This is a genomic window from Brevibacillus sp. AY1 (assembly GCF_029870785.1).
GTDB classification, from domain to species: Bacteria; Bacillota; Bacilli; order Brevibacillales; family Brevibacillaceae; genus Brevibacillus; species Brevibacillus invocatus.
The window spans coordinates 1-17553 of record NZ_JAFLPN010000056.1; the positions used below are offsets into that span (position 1 = coordinate 1).

14 protein-coding genes and 1 pseudogene are annotated in these 17553 nt (G+C 49.7%); 5 read left to right on the forward strand and 10 right to left on the reverse strand.

Going from position 1 to position 17553, the window contains the following annotated elements:
• Window positions 1–113 precede the first annotated feature (113 nt).
• Window positions 114–1544, forward strand: a complete 1431-nt coding sequence (locus JZI27_RS23085) for an aminotransferase-like domain-containing protein (protein WP_280209490.1) — start codon at window positions 114–116, stop codon at window positions 1542–1544.
• A gap of 123 nt (window positions 1545–1667) precedes the next feature.
• Here the strand turns inward: JZI27_RS23085 and JZI27_RS23090 are convergent, their stop codons facing one another.
• The 5 genes from JZI27_RS23090 to JZI27_RS23110 form a co-directional block, all read right to left on the reverse strand.
• The gene (locus JZI27_RS23090; protein WP_251244754.1) at window positions 1668–2198 is read right to left on the reverse strand and encodes a hypothetical protein; all 531 of its coding nucleotides are present in this window, start codon (window positions 2196–2198) and stop codon (window positions 1668–1670) included.
• Window positions 2199–2371: 173 nt separating this feature from the next.
• Window positions 2372–3262, reverse strand: coding sequence for a nitrilase-related carbon-nitrogen hydrolase (locus JZI27_RS23095; protein ID WP_280209492.1), 891 nt, complete (start codon window positions 3260–3262; stop codon window positions 2372–2374).
• 34 nt (window positions 3263–3296) lie between these two features.
• Window positions 3297–4682 carry a dihydropyrimidinase gene (hydA, locus tag JZI27_RS23100; protein WP_251244756.1) on the reverse strand — a complete coding sequence of 462 codons (1386 nt, stop codon included), beginning with the start codon at window positions 4680–4682 and terminating at the stop codon, window positions 3297–3299.
• A gap of 75 nt (window positions 4683–4757) precedes the next feature.
• Window positions 4758–6050, reverse strand: coding sequence for an NAD-dependent dihydropyrimidine dehydrogenase subunit PreA (gene preA, locus JZI27_RS23105; RefSeq protein ID WP_280209495.1), 1293 nt, complete (start codon window positions 6048–6050; stop codon window positions 4758–4760).
• Window positions 6051–6125: 75 nt separating this feature from the next.
• A complete protein-coding gene (locus JZI27_RS23110; protein WP_280209506.1) occupies window positions 6126–7478 on the reverse strand; it encodes an NAD(P)-dependent oxidoreductase in 1353 nt (450 codons plus the stop codon).
• A gap of 181 nt (window positions 7479–7659) precedes the next feature.
• On the opposite strand from JZI27_RS23110, the gene JZI27_RS23115 reads away from it, so the two are divergent.
• Window positions 7660–8181 (forward strand): hypothetical protein, encoded by a 522-nt coding sequence (locus JZI27_RS23115; RefSeq protein WP_280209497.1) that lies wholly within the window; start codon window positions 7660–7662, stop codon window positions 8179–8181.
• A gap of 9 nt (window positions 8182–8190) precedes the next feature.
• Complete coding sequence (locus JZI27_RS23120; RefSeq protein ID WP_122909324.1) at window positions 8191–8589, forward strand: hypothetical protein; 399 nt, start codon at window positions 8191–8193, stop codon at window positions 8587–8589.
• Between the two features lie 7 nt (window positions 8590–8596).
• Here JZI27_RS23120 and JZI27_RS23125 read toward each other — a convergent pair whose 3' ends face one another.
• Window positions 8597–9910: a hypothetical protein gene (locus tag JZI27_RS23125; RefSeq protein WP_280209498.1), complete on the reverse strand. Its 1314-nt coding sequence runs from the start codon at window positions 9908–9910 to the stop codon at window positions 8597–8599.
• 220 nt (window positions 9911–10130) lie between these two features.
• Between JZI27_RS23125 and JZI27_RS23130 the strand changes: the two genes are divergently transcribed.
• Window positions 10131–10997: a hypothetical protein gene (locus JZI27_RS23130; protein WP_280209499.1), complete on the forward strand. Its 867-nt coding sequence runs from the start codon at window positions 10131–10133 to the stop codon at window positions 10995–10997.
• Between the two features lie 65 nt (window positions 10998–11062).
• Here the strand turns inward: JZI27_RS23130 and JZI27_RS23135 are convergent.
• The 4 genes and pseudogenes from JZI27_RS23135 to JZI27_RS23150 all read right to left on the reverse strand — a co-directional run.
• Window positions 11063–11647 (reverse strand): annotated as a pseudogene (locus JZI27_RS23135) (zinc-binding dehydrogenase); the annotation flags it as partial.
• A 47-nt stretch (window positions 11648–11694) separates the two neighbouring features.
• Window positions 11695–12279: an LOG family protein gene (locus JZI27_RS23140; RefSeq protein ID WP_122909327.1), complete on the reverse strand. Its 585-nt coding sequence runs from the start codon at window positions 12277–12279 to the stop codon at window positions 11695–11697.
• A 288-nt stretch (window positions 12280–12567) separates the two neighbouring features.
• Window positions 12568–13932, reverse strand: a complete 1365-nt coding sequence (locus JZI27_RS23145; RefSeq protein ID WP_280209501.1) for an aspartate aminotransferase family protein — start codon at window positions 13930–13932, stop codon at window positions 12568–12570.
• Between the two features lie 30 nt (window positions 13933–13962).
• The gene (locus JZI27_RS23150) at window positions 13963–15471 is read right to left on the reverse strand and encodes a CoA-acylating methylmalonate-semialdehyde dehydrogenase (protein ID WP_280209502.1); all 1509 of its coding nucleotides are present in this window, start codon (window positions 15469–15471) and stop codon (window positions 13963–13965) included.
• 150 nt (window positions 15472–15621) lie between these two features.
• On the opposite strand from JZI27_RS23150, the gene JZI27_RS23155 reads away from it, so the two are divergent.
• The gene (locus JZI27_RS23155; protein ID WP_280209504.1) at window positions 15622–17271 is read left to right on the forward strand and encodes a PucR family transcriptional regulator; all 1650 of its coding nucleotides are present in this window, start codon (window positions 15622–15624) and stop codon (window positions 17269–17271) included.
• The last annotated feature ends 282 nt before the right edge of the window (window positions 17272–17553 follow it).

The following is a 17553-nucleotide window of genomic DNA, read 5'->3' on the forward strand; positions in this document are numbered from 1 at the left end:
CTCGTGAACACTTGAATACAGAAGATTATGGTGATTTTTAATGATGTGAAAAGATTTATGCAACGCTAGTGATGGCAACGATGTTCTATATTTGAAGAAGGGGGGGAGCTTGCATGAGACGAGAAATCCTGTCCAACATCCATTCCGATAAGCTTTTTGAACAAATCTATGACTATCTTCTGGAGCGTATCCGCCGGGGAGAATGGCAAGCACACGAGAAGCTTCCTTCCGTTCGAACGCTGGCCACAGAATTCAATGTGCATCGGTTAACCGTCTTTAAAGCATACCAATTGCTAAAAGAAAATCGTTATGTGTACGTAAAGGACAAATCCGGCTATTACGTGCAACCGAGCGGCTTGCTGTCCATGAATACACTGCATGATCCGATTGTTTCTGCCTACGTACACGACAGCCATCTCTCCGAAATCCATCAGGTTGAGGCAGCCTTTCAATTTTCCAAAGCCTTGCTCGACCCTAATCTATTGCCAAACCTCTATTTTTCCGAATACGTGAAGAAAGTGTTTGACCTTTATCCGAAAGTACTGGGCACCTACTCTACCACACAGGGAGATCAGGAGCTTCGAGAAGCTCTTTGCCGTTATTTTGCCAAGCACTATCACTTCTACGTGTCTGCGGAAGAACTATTGATCACATCCGGCTCCCAAGAGGCGATTGATTTGGTCGCCAGAGTCCTGATCAAACCAAGAGACGTCATTTTGATGGAGAGACCCACCTACAGCCCGGCTATTGATGTTTTCAGAAGACAGGGAGCTGTCATCGTTTCAGTCGACATCCATCCGCACGGCTATGATTTGCATCAAGTCGAAACCGCGATGAAACAATACAAGCCTCGCCTCTTTTATCTCAATCCTACCTTTCACAATCCAACGGGCTGTACCGTTCCCGCTGAGCAGCGAAAGCGTTTGGTCGAGCTTGCGGAAAAATATCATTGCTTGTTGATCGAGGACGACCCGTACCGGGATATTTATTTTAACGAACAGCCACCCTTACCGCTATTTTCCTATGATACGGCCGGATATGTCATTTACTTGCGCAGCTTCAGCAAATACATTGCTCCAGGCCTTGGCATCGCTACCGTGGCTTGCCGACCATCGTTCATGAACTATTTCATCAGAGCCAAATCCTTATCCGACAGTGGTGCACCTCTGCTCAATCAAAAAATCTTTTTACACTACTTTTTTTCAGAACGGATGCAACAGCATTTGGCAAAACTTCGGATTGCACTGGCTGTGCGCAAGGATATTCTGGAGGAAGAATTGTCTCTCACCGGCTGGAAATGGTCCAGCCCAACAGGCGGCTTCAATCTGTGGATCCAGTTACCTGACTCGATCCCGATGGAAGAACTGTTGACCAAGTCCATCGAACAATCCATCACCTTTGTGCCTGGATCGATCTGTGATCCGCAGAGGGAGCTCAAATCCTGGATACGAGTGAGCTACTCCTATCTCAACGAGCAACAGTTGCGGGAGGGCTTTAAAAGACTCATCTGCCTCATTCATTCCATGTCCCATGCAGAGAAATAGAAGATCTTCCATCCGTTTCGGTCAAAACAAAAAACCAGTCTGCCACTTGGAAGCATGAAGGGCGACCGGTTTTTTTATGGATGAAGTGATGTTCTTTCAAGATGAACATGCTTCCCTTTGCTCTCATTCAAAGCTCTGCAAATCGAGTATTGCATACAACGTAATATCTGTAATACAGGAATCGGATTGGTAGCAAATATAGTACGTCAGTTCAGGAGATATCTCATACTGTATTCCCTGATACCCTTTATCCAGTAAAAAAGAACGCACTTCTCCACCGGTCCACTCCAGCCATTCCTGGTAGGTCATTTTCTCCTGCAAGCCAACTAACTCCTGATTGGTATGCCTGGCAGCCAATGCATCCCGACGCAGCTCATTTTCACCGTACTGCCGATCTAATACAAACAATCGGGAAACGAGCAGCTTCTGCTGCAAGACGGCAGCCTTGTCCCATGTCGTTTCGGCATGACAGATGGCATAGTGGGCAGCTACCTCCGGATTGCTCACCAGATAGACACCCGATCCGAAAACAGCTTTGGCACTTGCACCGTTGATAAAATGCCGCCGTTCTTCCCGGCTGTATCGCTGCGCGTCAATGACCAGCATGGCTTCCCCATGCTCTACGCCTCGAAAGACCACTTTCATCTTACTCATTTCAATTCTCCTCACGTACCCTTGGCTTATGCTTAGAAAACTTGGCTTCGCCAAGCTTTTGGTCGAGCCTTAGTTGCTCTTTCCTAGCTTCCTCTACTCTTTTAGCGCTTTAGCGCAGTTAAACTTTCTGATAGTAGAAAAGAAGGAGGCGCCTGCAAGCACCTCCCTCCCCCTTACGGCAGCAGTTTGACCATGTCGTCGTATGTTTCCGGTCTGCGATCGCGATAAAATTGCCATGTATCTCGTACTTCATGAATCATGTTCTTATCCATGTCTGCCACTATCACTTCATCCTGATCCCGGCTGCCCACCGCGACAAACTGTCCGCGCGGGTCAACCAGATAAGACTGACCATAGAATTCTCCCATGTTCCATGGCGCTTCCATGCCTACGCGATTGATGGCAGCCACGTAATAGCCATTCGCGACCGCATGAGCAGGCTGCTCCAGCTTCCACAGATATTCGGACAGTCCCGCTACGGTAGCAGATGGGTTGAAGACGATCTCCGCACCAGCCAACCCGAGCAGACGTGCTCCTTCTGGAAAATGACGATCGTAGCAAATGTAGACACCTACTTTGGCAAATGCCGTCTCAAATACCGGGTAGCCGAGATTGCCGGGCTTGAAGTAGTACTTTTCCCAGAAGCCGCATCCTTCACTACCTACGCCCACATGAGGTATATGCTGTTTGCGATACTTGCCCAGATAGGTTCCATCTGCATCAATCACGGCCGCTGTATTGTAATACGTTCCGATGCCAACCCGTTCATACACGGGGAGTATGATCACCGTACCCAGCTCTCGTGCCAAGTCGCTAAACTGCTGTACGGTTGGTCCCCCAGGCACCTCTTCCGCTGCTTCGTACCATTTCGTGTTTTGCTCGGCGCAGAAATACGGTCCATAAAAGATTTCCTGCAGACAGATGATCTGGGCTCCTTTGGCTGCCGCTTCTCTCACCAAAGCAAAGTGCTTCTCAATGGCTTTCTCCTTATGAACCTGAACTGGTTCATCGCCGTGCACATCATTTTTGGCCTGAATCAATCCAATTTTCACCTTGTTTACCACCGACCATTCCCTCCCTAGCTGATCGATATCGGCGCTACGGTCTGGAAAACTTACTTCTTTTCACAAATTTCCCCGCTCCAGCGTGACCGACGTATTCCTTGTTGCGCACAACGAAGCTCCCACGCGACAGAACCGAGACAACCTCTCCGTACACTTCCATACCCTCAAATGGATTGTAATCGACATTCATATGATGCGTTTCAACGGAAATCGTGCGTTTCACGGTCGGATCAAACAGGACGATGTCTGCATCCGAACCCACTGCGATGGTCCCTTTTTGTGGAAACATCCCGAACAGCTTGGCAACCTTGGTGGAAGTGATATCAACGAATTGATTCAGGCTGATGTTGCCTTTTCTGACACCTTCAGAGAAGAGCAGCGTCATGCGATCCTCGATAATCGGGCCACCATTTGGGATCTTGGTAAAGTCTTTTCGACCGAGCTCTTTCTGTCCGGCAAAGTTAAACGGACAATGATCGGAGCCAACCGTTTGCAAGATGCCGTTTTTCAATGCACTCCACAAGACATCCTGATTCCATTTCTCGCGCAGCGGGGGTGACCAGACGTATTTCGCACCCTCAAAATCCGGGCGATCCAGGTCGCTGATATCCAGCACCAGGTATTGCGGGCACGTCTCGCCGTACACATTCCAGCCTTTTTCACGCGCCTCTGCAATTCTTCTGACAGCATCCGCACACGATACGTGCACGACGTAGAGCTGTGCATCTGCCAGTGCTGTAAGGGCAATCGCGCGTCCTGTCGCTTCCCCTTCTGCTTCTGGCGGCCGTGTATAGGCATGGTAGATCGGATCAGTATTTCCTTGTTCCAGCGCCTGCTTGATCAAATAATCCAGCACATCCCCGTTCTCCGCATGCACTTGAACCATTGCCCCGAGCTCCTTGGCGCGGATCAAGGTCTTGAATAACGTCTCGTCGTCGGCCATCAGGACATTTTTATATGCCATGAAAACCTTCAAGGATGTGATCCCTTCAGCAGTGACGACGGATTCCAGCTCCTTCAAGACATCGTCGTTGGCATCCGAGATCATCAGGTGAAACCCGTAGTCGATGACAGCTTTGCCTTTTGCTTTCTCATGCCAGGTCGCAATCGCCTGATGGAGTGATTCCCCTTTATTGGTCAGGCAAAAGTCAATGACACTGGTCGTTCCGCCAAATGCTGCCGCTTTGGTTCCGGTAAAGAAGTCATCGGACGTGACTGTGCCGCCAAAAGGCATGTCAAGATGGGTGTGTGGATCGATTCCTCCCGGCAACAAATAGCAGCCGCTCGCATCGACCACTTCTGCATCCTCCACGTGCAGCTCCTTGCCGATGGCGACGACTTGCTCTCCGTCAATCAGCACATCAGCCTGATACGTATCAGCAGCCGTCACGATCGTCCCACCGCGAATCCATTTTTTCATCCATGCACCCTCCCTTTCCTACCACTTTGCTAGTACAAGCTATGCAAGAGGTTGAATGTTCATGACGATTCCCCTTTACACAGATGCATCTGTATTGGCGTTGTTCCCCCCGGCAGCAAGTGCAGCCTGCCGCTCATTCCAGCTGAGTGGTGGCTGATCGTTGGGAATTTCCACCATCTCGATCGTCCCCTCCACCGGACAGACGATGGAGCACAGATTACAGCCGACGCAATCCTCTTCCCGTACGACCAGCACTTCTTTGCCTGTTTCGCTATCCAGAACCCTGTCAATGCACTGGTGCGACGTATCTTCACAGGCGATATGGCACTTGTTGCAATGAATGCAGGTATCGTCGTTGATTCGTGCAACCACTTTGTAATTGAGGTTGAGATGCCCCCAATCTGAATAGGTGGGAACGGCTTTCCCCACGATATCCATCACAGAGGCTATGCCCCTCTGATCCAGATAATTGTTCAACCCATCAATCATGTCCTCCACGATCCGGAAGCCGTGGTGCATGGCAGCCGTGCATACCTGAACGCCAGTCGCCCCCATCAGCAAAAATTCAACCGTATCACGCCAATTCGAGATCCCGCCTATACCGGAAATGGGGATTCCGACGAGCGGGTCGCGCGCGCACTCTGCCACCATATTGAGAGCGATGGGCTTGACGGCTGGTCCGCAATATCCGCCATGCGCCCCTTTTCCATCCACATGGGGAATCGGCAGCCATTTGTCCAGATCGACACCCATCAGGCTGTTGATCGTATTGATCATGCTGATGGCATCGGCACCACCCTGTGCTGCAGCACGTGCTGTAAATCGAATGTCGGTGATATTCGGCGTCAGCTTGACGATGACTGGCGTCTGCGCCACTTCTTTTACCCATTCCACTTGCTGACGGATCAAATCCGGGTGCTGACCGACAGCTGAGCCCATACCGCGTTCGGCCATACCGTGTGGACAGCCAAAGTTCAGCTCAAGCCCATCCACCCCGATTGCCTCCACCTTTTTGACGATCTCATGCCAGGCTTCCTGCTTGTGTTCCACCATCAAGGATGCGATCAGCGTATGCTTGGGGAAGCGCTTTTTCGTCTCATCCATTTCTCGCAGATTCACTTCAAGCGGTTTGTCTGTAATCAATTCAATATTGTTAAACCCTACCACACGCTGGCCGCCGTAATGCAGCCCGGCGAAGCGGGACGTCACATTGATAATGGGTTCGCCCAAGGTTTTCCAGACTGCGCCACCCCAGCCCGCCTCAAATGCCCGCTGCACTTGATAGCCGGAGTTGGTCGGTGGCGCGGATGCCAGCCAAAACGGGTTGGGGGATTGAATACCCGCCAGATTGATGCTGAGATCAGCCATAATCAGTCTCCTCCATTTTTGTCTCTATTCGCGCTTCCTTCCATTCCTGCTCCCATCTCGTCATCCATGTCTCTCTTACACCTGAAGGGTGTAATCATTCAGTGCCTGGTGAATCGCGGCTGCTGCCCGTTTCCCGTGGTTGGCCGCATCCACCACCATCGCATCTGTCTTTCCTCCACCGAAAATCACATCGCCTGCAGCGAATACCTTGGGGTTGGAGGTGCGATACGTACCGTCTTCAATGGTGACGATTCCATTTTTGTGCTCCATGCCAAACGATTCGATCAGCTCCAGGTAGCGTGTTTGACCGATGGCCTTTACAACAGCATCCACTTCGATCACAAACTGACTATCTGGAATAGAAACAGGACGCTTGCGCCCTTTTTCGTCCGGTTCTCCCAGCTGCATCCGCATCAGTTCCAGTCCAGTTACGCGACCATTCTCTCCCAAAATGCGTACGGGAGCGACGAGCCAGCGGAATTCCACCCCATCCTGCTTGGCAAATTCGTATTCAAATTCGTAGCAGGTCATTTCTTGCTCCGTGCGTCTATACAAAATCTGAACCTGCTCGGCTCCCAGCCGCTTGGAACAGGTAGCGGCATCGATGGCGGTATTTCCTGCCCCGATGACGACGACTTTCTTTCCCATCATTGTGTCTGTCAGCGGCTTGGTTTTGGTTTCCTCCACCAGTGCGATCGCGTCCAGTACCCCCTCCAGGTTCTCGCCTTCGATTTGCAGGGAAGGCACATAGCCCATGCCCGTTGCCAGCAGCACCGAGTCATAATTCGCTAGCAGCTCGGCGGGAGCAATATCTACGCCTACCTGCGTATTCGTCCGAAACTCCACGCCCAATGACTCAATCTGTTCTGCTTCCCATAAGGATATGGACTGCGGCAGGCGAAATGAGACAATTCCGTACGTATTCAAGCCACCGGCCTTTTCTTTCGCTTCAAATACCGTAACCTGATGCCCCAGCCTTGCCAGCTCACGTGCTGCAGATAACCCTGCTGGTCCTGCCCCAACGATGGCCACTCGCTTGCCCGTATCTTCACCTTTTGAAAACAGGGATGCCTTGCTCTCGATTGCCCAGTCGGTCGCATGACGCTGCAAAAGACCGATCATGATGGCGCGTGATCCAGAAGCGTGGTTGAGTACACAGGCTCCCTCACACAGCTCCTCTGTAGGGCACACGCGAGCGCAGCTGGCCCCGACCGGATTGGCATCCATGATGGTACGTGCTGAACCGAGCAGGTTGCCCGAGGCTATTTTTTTGATAAAGCTCGGAATGTCGATCGAAGTGGGACAGGCCTTGATACAGGGGGCATCGTAGCAGTAGAGACAGCGATTCGCTTCATCGATTGCTTCCTTCGCTTTTAATGCAGGTACCACTTCCCGAAAATTTGCCTGAATGTGGTGCGGGACGCTCATCACGCAACTACCTCCTTACCAGTTCTGGAAAACCATGCTTGCTATTAATCAATGTAGGATTAAACGGTTTTATGATTTTTTCATTTCAAAAGGGATGTGGAAGGTGCGATATCAAAAACGGAGAGGTGGCATGAATGATTTCAGCCCTGAATATGGTGTAAGGAACCCTGCGGAGGTGAACATGAGAACCATGAGAGACTATGATGGGGAAATCACGCAGTTGCAGCTTCAGATCCAGGAAGCCACTACCCAAATTGCTCATTTGGAAAAGGAGCGGGAGGAGCATGCCGCTCAGCTGAAGCAACGCTTGACATACTTGTCCTCTCGGGAGATTCTGGACCTTCTGGAAGCCAGACAGGGTCGGAAAGGCAGTATGGCGACAATCAAGCGCTGGGCGGACAGCGGTCAGCTGGGTGAGGTCATCGATGAGCGACAAGCCTTCCCCCTTCTCGTCAATAAACAGGGAAACAAACGGTTTCTGTATCCACGGGAAGAAACGCTGCGCTTTCTCTACGAAAAAGGCTTTCTTGTTCCCCGCTATGAGGTGTTGGATCGGGTCAAGCTCAAACAAGGTACATGTATGGTGCATGCCTTAGTTACATCAGTCAGCCGTGTTGATCTTTGTTTTATTTATCAAGTTCAGCTTGAAGCAACGGGAGAGGTTTTGAGCCAGATCACCGAAGACAAACTGCTGCTCCCGTAAGGAGGACTTATGGAACTGGCTGAGATCACCATGAAAAACGATCTTGCAAACCAAGAAATCTCGCGACAAATTCGCGATTTTCACAAAAAAAAGGGCCAGCCTCTCGCTATTCGTTTTAGCGAAGAACTGACCCATATCATATTGGAAGCCCCTTGTCTGTTTATCCCGTCTCCCACCCTGCTCGGCGAGGAAATGATGATTACAGGAACCGTACGAACCTATTCTGACCACGTCGAGATCGTTGCACCAAAGTCAGGGGAGACAATCCATCTCTATCTCAATTCTGAGCTGATTGCAGAGCTGGAGCTTATCCGCTCTCTCGTCAATCACAAGACGCAGGATGAAGTGATTCAGGAAATGCTCATGCGTGGGCTTCGCTCCTATTTGTCCGAACACAAGCAGAAATGATGCGATTTTATTTAAAGTCGTCACCCTTCAAGTAGTTGTAGAAAGGCTGATCCACCCAGAATTGGTAGGTTTCCACTTCAACCGATTTGCCGATTTTTTTGAAAGCATTCACCACAGCTGTCGAATCTTCATTCAAGGAAAACGTCTGAACGATGTGACGTCCATCTTGAACAAAGTTGTTGGTGATGACCGGATAATCAGCCAGTTCAGTCAATGAATAGTAGAGAGGCTGCCACCAGGAGCCTCTTAGCAGACCTGTCGCATCTTCTTCATTCTTTTTGGCATATTGCAGGACGAGCGGCTGGAAGCGCTCCTTATCTTCCTGTGAAGCAAACTCAAAGCTCAAATCATATTCTTTGGAGTATGCGATGTAGTTTCCATTCTCGATCTGAACCACTTGATAATCGTCCGTTTGTACAGGCTCGCCCCACTCTTTCAGGTAGATAAATGCAGATGTTTTGGGTTCCAGCTGCACTTTTGCGTCGATGCCTTCACTCTTCAAGAGACCGATCAGCTGAATGGCATGTACGATATCACTGTGACCGTACGTGATGGTACGCTTTGGATCAAAACGCGGGTCGAAAGCCGCATCCTTGAGATTGTAGCCTGTGATCAAATCTTGCTTCAGAATCTCGTCCACCAGCTGCTGCAGCTCTCCTGCCTTGATAATTTGCAGCTCGTTCCAGGCTTGTACCACTTTGCCATAGATATCTTCAGATGCGATCGTACCCAGGTAGTTTTGATAGTGTCCTTTGAATTCTGCTACTTTCCCCAACAATTGGTAGGCCAACTCGGCGGTTACGTCTCCGGTTGCTTTCACGGAAGCGATGACATCCGTTTTGACCAATCCCAGATCAATCGCTACTGCCAGATCCTGAGCTGCCGCAAGCGAGAGGCTTCCCCCTTTTTGGTAGCTCAAGCCAGCTTTGGCCCAGGATGCTGTTACTTTATCCTCACTGTATGTAGCGGCCAGCTCTTTTTGCTCGGCTGCCACCACTGCTGCGCTGATTGCCTCCCAAGCTGCCAGCTTGCTGCCTCCTGCGGGCATTGCTGCTGCTTGGCTCCCTGTGCTTGCCACGACTTTCGACAAAGCCGTTGCAAACTGGTCTCTTGTTACCGTTCCAGACAGCTTGACTCCATATTGTTGCGTGACGTAGCTGGTATAATCAGCCTTTGCTACATTCGCTGGACTCACTGACAAGACTGCTATCGGATGTGCGGCTTGAGTCGATCCTTGAGCGTTTGCAGCATATGGAAAGGAGATGGCTGCTGTCAGCACAGCCGCTGCACTTAGTTGAAGCAATCGTTTTTGTGGTTTCATGTGTTCAGTACCCCCATTTTATGAAGACAAGATATATGACTTTTATTCCTACCAAGTTACTTGGTAATATATTTCCTTACGCTACCATTATGTACCGGTTGGTGTCAATAAGGTTTTCAAGTATTCAATGAAAATAACAAAGCATTAAACAAATATTGGTAAAAAACCGATAGTAAGAAAAAGTAATCTCATCTATTATTTTGTTCAAGGAGAATTACGCATGCGTATTCAAACGGAACGTGGGCAACTCGTCCCAACTCTTCCCTCAGGATTGGAGAAGAACATAATCCCCACCATTAGCACAGGCCATCTCCCGCTTGTACGCCACCATGATACGATCGAATTGAGCGCAGCCACAGCAAGAGAGCTCCCTGAAGGAGCCATCGTACACGAAACACCGCGTTTTTTCTTCAACGTAGAAATCAACGAGACGTTGGATGAGATTTTGTCAGGCAAAGCAGGCAGTGTCAGCAAAGCTGCCTACCAGATCTTGGAGTCCAACTTTTTTGCTACGAATCGGGATATTCAGGACGAAGAACGTGTAGCATTGCGAGAAGCTGGTTTGGCCAAAGCCAGGTATCTTTCAGAGCATTATATGGCAGAAGACGAAGCTAGTAAGTTCATGGATACCATGAAGCTGTTGGCTGCCGTCTCTACGACTCGAAAAGTAGACCCGACCACTGGCTCTGTAACGTATGTAGAGCTTCAGACCAGACCAAAAGGAGCACCCGATGACTACGTGAATGCTTCCCAATTGATGAAGCGATTTGACCCGTCTGCCTATGCCGGCATGCAGGAGGCGATTCGGAATGGTGAAAACTCAGGAAGCTTCCTGATTCAGTTTGCCAAAAAGCTTCGCCATCATCCCGAATGGGTCAACCAATACCGACAGGAACAAAAGGACATTTTGACTGAATTAAAGAACCTGGATCTTCCCAATCGCTTTGCGGATACCGATACGGGAAGTTTGTCGTCTTTTTTAGAGACGATGGCGCTTCACATCGAGGGTTTTTCCCTTGCCTCGCAAAAGGAGCTGCAAGGAAATCTTAACTCTTTTGCATTGCTGCTCAGTCCAGCTGATTTATAGTCAGCAGCAACAATAAAAGCAGTTTCTCCCAACTTATCGAGAGAAACTGCTTGTTTTCATAGCTTTCGGATTTTCATTTTTTGGGCAACATATTCCAAGGGAGATTTTTTGCCATCCATCCCCACGCAATCAATGACGACATCTGCGCCTCCCTGCGTGATCTCCTTCAAATGCTCACCCATATCCTCGTATTGCGTAAAATCAAAGATCTCGACTTGATTGGTTTTCTTGGCATGCTCCAAACGATAGCCGAGATAATCAACGGCAATAACGCGTTTGGCTCCTCCCAGCCAGGCGAATTTTTGCACCATCAACCCGATGGGACCCGAGCCTAAAACGACCACAGTCTCCTGGCTTCACACCTGCGTTGATGACACTCCAATAGGCAGTTGGCAATACATCGGACAGGAAGAGGAGAAATTCATCCTCCAGCTCACACGATTCGGGAATGACAAAAGAAGTAAAGTTGGCAAAAGGAACTCTCAAATATTCGTGGAAGGATCGCATTGGCTCTCCCATTCATGCTGGCAATAGAATCACTCACCACAAGCTACGTTGAACGGAATAACCACCCGATCCCCTTTCTTGACTTTGGTTACCTCCGTTCCCACCTCTTCTACAATTCCCATTGGCTCATGACCAATCACGTAGTAGGTTTTGCCTGTAAAGCCTGACATATACAAGCCAGAAAACTCGTTTATTTCTCAGATAGTTCGGACCACTTGTTCACCTTTTCAGGAGGTGTATAGTCCCGCAAACGATCTAACAGAACAGCAGGATCGCTTTCGCACAACAGGAGTGGGGTCGCTGTCTTTGGTATGAATCCCGCTTCTGTCGCATGTTGTACCATTTCCATGACCGGATCGTAGAACCCTTCTACATTCAGCAAGCCAATCGGTTTACCGTGAATGCCGATTTGCCCCCAGCTTACGACTTCAAAAATTTCCTCAAACGTGCCGTAGCCTCCGGGTAGCGCGATAAAGCCATCTGCCAATTCATTCATTTTGGCCTTTCTTTCATGCATCGAAGTCACTTCGTGCAACTCCGTCAAATTGGTGTGGACGATTTCACCTCGAAACAGTCCGGTTGGCATCACGCCAATCGCACATCCTCCACCGCTTAATACCGCGTTGGCTACTCTCCCCATCAATCCCATTTTGGAGCCGCCATACACCAAGTCAAGTTTGCGGGCGAGCAATTCTTTCCCCAACTCTTCTGCCGCTTGGCTGAATTCTGGTTTTGCTCCTGGATTGGAGCCTGCAAATACACAAATACATTTCATCTCGCCCCTCCTGTTACTCTGTTCATGGTTTCATTGTTAGTGTACAGGATTATGCTATGAAATTACAGAAGGGAGCTACCCAATTAGAAAAGTTGGCAACGCCATGCTCTGTGGCGAAGCCCAGTTGTGTTAGAAAACTTGGCTACGCCAAGCTTTTGGCGGAGCCTTAGTTGCACTTATACTATCTTCCGCTAATCTTTTTAGCGCTTTAGCGCACTCAACACTTTCCGATAGTGTAAAACAAAACACAGCATCAATCCAAACGCGATTGACGCTGTGTCTCATCGGTCATCCGAGAGTCTCGAATGCTTCTTTCATTACGTGAGCAATAAAGTCAAGATCATCACTGGTTGTGGAGAACGGAGGAGACAAGGTCAGCACGTTGTTGAAGCCGGGAACCGTGTCGCCATTGCGCCCGATAATCAGGCCACGCTTCTTGCATTCTGCAATGATTTGCGCCAATTTGGCAGGTGCTGCTGCTTCCTTGGTCTGTTTGTTCTCCACCATTTCGATTCCCATCATGAAGCCAAAGCTGCGGATATCGCCGACATTGGGATGGTCAGCCAAAAAAGCAAGCTTGGCTCGCAGCTCTGCCCCTAATTGTTCGGATCGCTCAACCAGTTGCTCTTCTTCCATCAGCTCCAGATTTTTAAGAGCCAGGGCACAGGCAGCCGGGTTGCCCCCAAACGTGTTGACATGACGGAAATGCTGATTGGTACCCTGTTCCTTAAAGGAGTCCGCGATCTCAGCGCGGACAGCTGTCGCCGAAAGCGGAAGGTAAGCACTGGTGATGCCCTTCGCCATCGTGACAATATCTGGTTTGATCCCAAAGTTTTGATGACCAAATTTTTGTCCAGAACGACCAAAACCGCAAATAACCTCATCTACAATCAACAAAACACCGTATTTGTCGCAAATCTCACGTACCTTTGGCATGTATTCAGGCGGTGGAACGATCACACCTCCACCTGTGATCGTCGGTTCCATGATGACAGCAGCAACCGTTTTTTCGCCTTCCCAGTTGATCGCCTGATCAAAGAATTGCGCACATTCCAGGCTGCAATCCCCGTAGGTTTTTCCGACTGGACAGCGATAACAGTACGGTGGCGGTACGTGCAGAAAGCCAGGTGCCAAGGGCTCGTATTTTTCCTTGCGCAAAGCCTGCCCGGTAGCGGCCAGTGATCCCATCGAATTGCCGTGATAAGCGCGATGACGGGAAATGAATTTATAACGTCCTGGCTCGCCATTTTGATGGTGATATTGTCTGGCCAATTTAAAGGCAACTTCATTTGCTTCAGAACCGCTGTTGGAGAAGAAAATGCGATACTCCTCGCCCAGCCATTCACTGACCTTTTCAGCAAGGCGAATGGCAGGAACATGGCTTTGGGTCAGCGGAAAATACGCCAGTTGTTTTAGCTGCTCATACGCTGCATCGGCCAGCTCCTTTCGCCCGTAGCCAATATTGACACACCACAAGCCAGACATGCCGTCCAGGTAGCGATTGCCGTCGATGTCGGTGATCCAGGAGCCACTCGCTTCCGTAGCGATCATGGGATTGGGGTTGTAGGGCGATATGTGATGCCACATATGCGCCCTGTCAGACTCAAGCAAACTTTCCTTATCGTACGATTTCGTCAGCTGCTCTTGTTCCATTTTGGATTCCCCCTTTTGATATGAGACCGATTACTTGACAAATACTTTTTGTGAGCCAATGCTTGTATCTCCATCCTCGAACCAACGAGAGGTAACGGTCTTTTTCTTCGTGAAAAACTCGACCCCATCTTTTCCGTTCGCATGCAAATCACCGTAAAAGGATTGCTTCCAACCGGTAAAGGCAAAGAAGCCCATTGGTGCTGGCACGCCTACATTGACCCCGACCATCCCCGCTTCCACGCGCTGCACGAATTCACGCCCCCACTTCCCGTTATTGGTGTAGATTGTAGCTCCATTTCCATAGCGGGAGCGACTGATCGTGTCCAGTCCTTCATCGAAGTTTTTGACGCGCATGATGCTCAATACCGGCGCAAAGATCTCGTCACGTACAATAACCATTTCTGCATCTGCTTTGTCAAAGATGGTTGGGCCGAGGAAGTAGCCCGCTTCTTTTTCCTTCGCATCCTCACGTCCATCGCGAACCAGATCGGCTCCTGCCGCCATTCCTTTTTCGATAAAGTCATGCACCTTGGACAGATGAGAATCCCGGATGACAGGGCCCAGGTCGACCCCCTCTTCCAGGCCATTGCCCATCACAAGGGCATTGGATTCCTCGATGAGCAGTTGAACCAATTCATCGGCAATATCCTCAACCGCGACGACGGCACTGGCAGCCATACAGCGCTCACCTGCACAGCCAAATGCGGAGCTGGCAATGGTTTTGGCTGCACGCCGCAAGTCTGTATCCGGCATGACCAGATGATGATTCTTCGCTCCGGCCAAGGCCTGCACGCGCTTCCCGTGAGCCGCTCCGGTCTTGTATACGTATTCTGCGACAGGTTGTGAGCCAACGAAGGATATCCCCTTCACGTCCGGGTGTTCCAGCAATCCGTTGACGACGTCATGCGCTCCGTTGACCACATTGAAGACCCCGTCCGGCAAACCGGCTTCCTTCAACAGCTCCGCGATACGTACACTGGATATAGGCGTACGCTCGGACGGCTTTAAAACAAATGTATTTCCTGCTGTGATCGCGATTGGATACATCCACATCGGCACCATCACGGGAAAGTTAAAGGGAGTGATTCCTGCTACGACACCGAGTGGAAAACGGAGGACGTGACTATCGATGCTTCTCGCGATGTTCGGCAGGGATTCCCCCATCAGCAAGGTTGGCATACCGCAGGCGAACTCAACCATCTCGATGCCACGCAAGAGCTCAGCGTGAGCTTCGGGCAGGTTTTTGCCATTTTCCAGCGTGATCATGCGTGCCAATTCATCCTCATGCTTGGTCAACAAGTGATGGAAGCGAAACATGATGCGAGCCCTGTCCACGACAGGTGTTTCACTCCAGCTCGAAAAAGCATTCTTGGCTGCCTGAACAGCCTTGTCCACATCGGCCCTGGTGGAGATCGGTACCTGAGAAAGCAGCTCCCCTGTTGCAGGATTGGGAACATCCTCATAACGTGTCGTCTCGGATTCGACCCACTGTCCCCCGATGTAGTTTTTGAGCGGCTGGGTGACTGTTGTTTTACTCATCACGTCAACTCCTTGCATTCATTTTGTTTGATATTTCCATTTTATCGGAATCTTTCAACCTTAATCACTAGACAAAATGTTAGTGCTTCCAGTACATTCATCTTACAAAGTGTCTATCCATAACATGATTGCCTTTTTAGGAGGATTTGCATGAGCAGTGACTGGCGTCTATCTGTAGGAGAAGTGATTCGGCGTCCATCTTTTCAAAGCGCCGAGGTGGTGGCAGGAAGCAAGGGCTTATCTCGTTCGATCCGTTGGGTACATATTCTCGAATCTGCCGAAACAGGCAAGTTTCTCAATGGCGGCGAGCTGATCCTCTCGACGGGAATGGGCTTCGGGGAAGCAAAGGAAAAGAGGCTGGCTTACCTGTCAGAGCTGATCAGCCGCAAAGCGGTCGGACTGTGTGTGGAGCTTGGCACCTACATCCCTCATATCCCGAGTGATATGCTGGAAATGGCTGACCATCATCACTTCCCATTGATTGTGTTTCATGAGCCTGTGCGATTTGTCGATATCACGCTCGATCTACATGAGCATTTGATTAATCGACAGCTTCAAGCCCTGCGGGATCTGGAAGCATACTCGCGGGGGCTTCAGCAGCTCAGTCTGCAAGCAAAAGGAATACCCAAGCTGTTGCAGTACTTTCAAACAGCAGTCCAGACCCAAATATTTCTCTATACGCCGGATGCAGCTCCCACTTTTGTTCCTCCTGTAACACAAACCGTTCAAACGGAGCTTGTGGACATCATGCGCACCCATTTTTCAGCGGAATTATCTGCAGATGCCAGCACGCAATTTCTTCGCCTAAACGAAAAGAAGCAGATCGTCTATCAGCCTGTTGTAGCGATGGGACATCTTCTCGCCTATATGGGGATGGTCTTGTACGAGCGCAAAGCAGACGAGTACCTGCTCCTCACCCTGGACAATACCGTACAAGCCACAGCGCAAATCCTGATGCGAAAAATGTTTGTGGAAGAGCAGGCTTTGGCAATGGAAAATCGATTGTTTGATGACCTGATCGCCCAGCGCCCTTTGTCGGAAGACCAGATTCGTGCCATGCTTGGCATCTCCGGCACAGGACGCGCACCTATTTACCACACCATCATGATGTCTTTTGAACTCGCGGTCACCCAGACAGAAGCACATCCTCCACATGACCTCACAGCCATTTTTCGTTCTATACTCACGCGTTTGGGCTTCCGTCCCTTTATTCGCTGTATAGGAAACTGCTTTTATTTTCTGCTCATCGAAAAAAAACCGTGTACGAATCATCGCCAGCTTTTGAACAGGGCCATGACAGAAATGAAGAGGATCTTTTTAAAGGTCATGGGTGCAGATATGCAAATCTGGTTTGGAGTAGGAAGAGCAGGCAAACGCCTGTCAGATGCAGGAAGACATTTGGCGGAAGCGGAGCAGGCACTTTCATTTCGCCATGAATCAAACAGTCCCTATTTTTCCGAGCTTGGTTTGTTTCGCCTCCTGTTCTACATCCCACACGAACCCGTCCTGAATACCTTTATCACCGATTATCTTGGCCCTTTGATATCGCATGACGGAGAGCACGGATCGGCGCTTGTACACACGCTGCGTGTCTATCTGGATTCCAACCTTTCCAAGCAAGAAGCTGCCGAAAAGCTGTTTATCCATCGGCAAACCCTGTACCATCGGTTGGAGAAAATCGCTGAGTGTCTCGGGGAAGATTACGTCTCACCCGATCGCAGAATCTGCCTCGAGATAGCCTTGCGGGCCTTGCATTTGGTACATCAAGACCATGTCAAACATGAATTCCGAACGAAATGATCGTCTGATTTCACGATACCAAAGAAAAAAGGCGTGCGAATCATTCGAGATTCGTTCACGCCTTCTTACTATGGAGGAGGATAATCATTACGGGGAAAGTAGTGTGATGTAATCTATGAGGAAATTTTTCTGATCTACTTTGCAGGGACGATTCTTAATTGCTCGTTGGTTTTGAGAATCTTGCCAAATCCAGACAAAAAATCACAAAATCACTAGCGTTGCATAAATCTTTTCACATCATTAAAAATCACCATAATCTTCTGTATTCAAGTGTTCACGAGC